4 protein-coding genes are annotated in these 4,098 nt (G+C 68.3%); 1 reads left to right on the top strand and 3 read right to left on the bottom strand.

Features of this window, described 5'->3' with window-relative positions; all coding sequences use genetic code 11:
• The 3 genes from DSP71_RS23590 to DSP71_RS10930 form a co-directional block, all read right to left on the bottom strand.
• On the bottom strand, positions 1-419 hold a 419-nt coding region (locus DSP71_RS23590; RefSeq protein WP_258546377.1), incomplete at its 3' end, for an ABC transporter substrate-binding protein.
• A gap of 145 nt (positions 420-564) precedes the next feature.
• The gene (locus tag DSP71_RS10935; RefSeq protein WP_113681103.1) at positions 565-1,689 is read right to left on the bottom strand and encodes a DUF6226 family protein; all 1,125 of its coding nucleotides are present in this window, start codon (positions 1,687-1,689) and stop codon (positions 565-567) included.
• Between the two features lie 24 nt (positions 1,690-1,713).
• The gene (locus DSP71_RS10930) at positions 1,714-3,165 is read right to left on the bottom strand and encodes a helix-turn-helix domain-containing protein (protein ID WP_113681102.1); all 1,452 of its coding nucleotides are present in this window, start codon (positions 3,163-3,165) and stop codon (positions 1,714-1,716) included.
• 133 nt (positions 3,166-3,298) lie between these two features.
• Here DSP71_RS10930 and aceA point away from each other — a divergent pair.
• Positions 3,299-4,098: isocitrate lyase (gene aceA / locus DSP71_RS23585; protein ID WP_258546376.1), on the top strand; the 800-nt coding region annotated here is incomplete at its 3' end.

The raw sequence follows: 4,098 nt of genomic DNA, 5'->3' as shown, positions 1-4,098 counted from the left end.
GGGGTGGTGCCGTAGGTGGCGACCGCCGTGAGGTTCTTGCTGTTGGCGGCCGCCAGCATCACATCGGACGCGGAGCCGAGCGCGGTGAACTGCGCCTGCCCCGAAGCCACGAGCTGCTGCCCGTTCGCCCCTGAGGCGTTGATCTCGACATCGAGGCACAGATCGTCGAAGTAGCTCAGCTCCTCGGCGAGGAACACATCGAGCTGACCGGCGCTGGCGGAGTAGCCGTAACCGGAGATGTAGGTGATGGTGCCGGCATCCTGATTCCGCTTGCAGGCGTCGCTGTCGTTCGCACTCGTGGGGGCGGTATCGCCGCCTGGCGTCTGCGCGGAGCATGCTCCGAGCGTCAGCGTGGCGGCGAGAACGCACGTCAGGGTGGCAGTGATGCGGAATCGGGTTTCCGCAGGGGAAGTAGCCATGAGGGTCCCTTCTCGGCCGTTCGTCGTTGATGGCTCGATGAAAGTAACATAGTCAATCTTGACTAAGCAAGATCAAACTAAGTTTTGACGAACGGCATGACGGGCGCACCATGCCTCCGCCCATGAGGACAGCGGAGACCGGAGGTCAGACCGAGGTCGAGCGGAGGGGCCAGGCCGGCCACCAGCCGCCATCGAGTCCGCTCAACAGCGACGTCACGCGCTCCCGCTCGCCCGCGGTCAGCTCCGGGGCCGGACCCGCGGCGGTCTCCCGACGCTCCCCGTCGGGGGACCGCACCTCCGTGTACAGCCAGGCGCGTCGCCCGACGGGGTACTTCTCCCGGAACCCGCCTGAGGCGACGGACAGCACGATCCGCTCCATCTCGTCCGCCGCGCTTTCGGCAGTCTCGTCGCAGGCGTCGCACACGCACAACGGGACGATCGCATGGAAGAGTGCCCCGGCTTCGACGCGGACGACGGGAGGCATCGGAGCGATGCTGATCGCCGCTCCGACCGCGGGGTCGAGCACGATGCATTCGGCACCTCCCTCATCGCGCTCACGCCGCACCTCGACTTCGTACCCGGCACGAAGGTGTTCGACGAGGGCTTCGACCACGAGAAGCAACGGTTCGAAGCGCTCCGGGTGCGATTCCCGGGAGTAGGCCTCCTCCGGCGGGGCACCCTCGGACCAGCGGCGTCCGTAGCGGATGACCTCGCCCCTGTCGTCGCGGAAGAGCAGGAGCGGGAGAGCGGGACGGACGTAGGCGCTCGCAGGGAGCACGGCGGTGCGCTCGGGCGCCTCGGCGGACAGCGCCCTCACCTCCTGGTCGTCGAGGTCGTCCTGATCCCACGACTCGATCATCCGCAGGAAGGCTTCGCGCTGGTCGGGCTGCCGCACCATCCCCTGCACGAGCGCCTCGACCGGGATGGAGAGGGTGTTCGTCCCTATCTCGGGCTCGGCCGCCATCCGCCATGTCGCTGCCGGATGCACCATGGCGATGACGTTGCCCACGAAACGCGCCGCCGCAGCGGCCAGGTCGGCGCTGTCGAGGATCGCATGATGCGCGGCCACGAAATCCCACGTCGCCGCGAGGTCGTCGGCCAGGAGATTCGGGTCCGCGCCCTGACTCCGGGCGAACCCGGCGAACAGCTCGAAGCCGTCGACGAACCGCACCGATCTCCGCGCATCCGACGGCGACGGCATCCACATGATCGCGGCGGACCCTACCTCGGGCATCGGGCCGAACGGACCGGGGAAGACGTCGCTGCTCATCGACTGAGCGTATCGACCGGGGTCTCACCGCGGTGCGTGGGCCTCCAGGAACTCGTACACGTCGGTGGTGTCGACGCCGGGGAAGGCTCCGGTGGGCAGGGTCGCCAACAGCGTGCGCGGGGTCTTCACGTTGGGCCAGGAGTTCTCGCGCCAGCGGTCCTCCAGGTCCGCGGGAGCCCGACGACAGCACACCTCGACCGAGTGCTTCGACACGCCGCGGTGCGAGGTGTCGCGACCCACGAACCACTTCGTGTCGTCGAAGCGCACGCCCACGCTCACCGAGTGCAGCCCTTCGCTCGACGACTCCACCCGCGCGGTGCACCAGTAAGTGCCGTTGCCGGTATCGGTGTACTGGTAGTAGGGGTTGAAGCGGTCGTCCTCGTCGAACACCACGCGCGAGGTCCACCGGCGGCAGCACATCTGTCCCTCGATGGCCCCGAGACGGTCGGTCGGGAAGTTCACGTCGTCGTTCTCGTACGCCTTGGTGATGGTGCCCGACTCGTGCACCTTGAGGAAGTGCACCGGGATGTCGAGGTGCCGGGTCGCGAGGTTCGTGAAGCGGTGCGCCGCCGTCTCGTACGACACCGAGTATCCGTCGCGCAGGTCTTCTATCGAGATCGCCCTCCGCTGCTTGGCGTCCTTCAAGGCGGGGACGACGTGCGCCTCCGGGATGAGCAGGGCGCCGGTGAGGTAGTTCGTCTCGACGCGCTGACGCAGGAACTCGGCGTAGCTGCGTGGTTCGGAGTGCCCGAGGATGCGACTCGACAGCGCCTGCAGCACCGCGGTGCGGGCATCGCCCTTCGCCGGCACACTGCTGGAGAGGTAGAGCCTGCCGTTGGCGAGGTCGGCGACGCTGCGAGTGGTCTGCGGCAGGTCGGGGGCGTAGTGCAGGGTGAAGCCCAGGTAGGCGGCGATCTCGGATGCGGTGCGCTGCGTCAGCGGGCCGCCGGGGTGACTGACCGCGGCGAGGATCTCGGCGGCCTTCGTCTCGAGGTCGGCGAAGTGGTTGTCCTGCCGCCGCATCAGGTGCCGCAGCTCGACGTTCGCCCGGCGAGCTTCTTCGGGCGTCGCGGCCCGCTCGTCCTTGAGCCTGTCGATCTCGCCGTGCAGAGCGAGCAGCGCCTTCAGCGCATCCGTCGGCAGGCTCTTCGCGATGCGGAACGGCTCGATGCCCAGGGCCTGGAACGTCTGGCCCTTCATCGCCCGCTCCAGGGCGATCTCGACCGCGCTGCGTTCGTCGAGCGGCTCGCCTTCCAGCAGCGCGTCGATCGTGACCCCGAGAGCCCGGGCGATCGCCTGCAGCTGCGTGAGCTTGGGTTCGCGCCTGCCGGTCTCGATCATCGACATCTGGCTCGGCGCCCGATCGACGGCGGAGGCGAGGTCGTCGAGGGTCATCCCCTTCGCCGTACGGAGCTGGCGGATGCGGCGGCCGATCGTGAGGGCGTCGGTCTCTTCTGCAGCGTCGATGGTGCTCATGCGGGCGATTCTGTCACAGAAACAGAATTTCGACCGATCTTCTCTTTGAAATCGGTCAGCTGGGGTGCGGAACTTCACTCACAGTGGAACCACGCCACTCCGGCACCGCAGCCGGATCCACCGAGGAGACACCATGACGAACACCGCCAACACCCCGACGCCCCGCCCCGCCGGTCTGCGAGCCGGCGACCAGGTTCAGACGGCAGCCGAGCTCCAGGAGATCTGGGATACCGATCCCCGGTGGGACGGTGTCGAGCGCACCTACACGGCCGAGGATGTGATCCGCATCCGTGGATCGGTTCGCGAAGAGGCCACGCTCGCTCACCGCGGGGCCGACAACCTCTGGAACCTCTTGCACACCGAGGACTACGTCCGGGCGCTCGGCGCCTACACCGGAGGCCAGGCCGTGCAGCAGGTGCGGGCCGGTCTCAAGGCCATCTACCTCTCCGGCTGGCAGGTCGCCGCCGACGGCAACCTCGCCGGTCAGACCTACCCCGACCAGTCGCTGTACCCCGCGAACTCGGTGCCGGCGGTCGTGCGTCGCATCAACAACGCGCTCATCCGCCAGGATCAGCTGGAGCACGCCGAGGGTGAGACCACGCAGGATTGGCTGGCGCCGATCGTCGCCGACGCCGAGGCCGGCTTCGGCGGACCGCTGAACGCTTACGAACTCGCGCAGTCGCTCATCCAGTCCGGTGCCGCCGGCATCCACTGGGAGGATCAGCTGGCGAGCGAGAAGAAATGCGGCCACCTCGGTGGCAAGGTGCTCGTGCCCACCCAGCAGCACATCCGCACCCTGAACGCGGCCCGTCTCGCCGCTGACGTCGCCGGCGTCCCGACCGTCATCATCGCCCGCACCGATGCCCTCGCCGCCGACCTGCTCACCAGCGACGTCGACGAGCGCGACCAGCAGTTCACCACCGGCGAGCGCAC

Source organism: Microbacterium sp. H6 (assembly GCF_003314775.1).
In the GTDB taxonomy this organism is placed as follows: domain Bacteria; phylum Actinomycetota; class Actinomycetes; order Actinomycetales; family Microbacteriaceae; genus Microbacterium; species Microbacterium oxydans.
The sequence above is the reverse complement of the archived record's forward strand: the minus strand, read 5'-3'. Positions and strand labels throughout refer to the sequence as shown.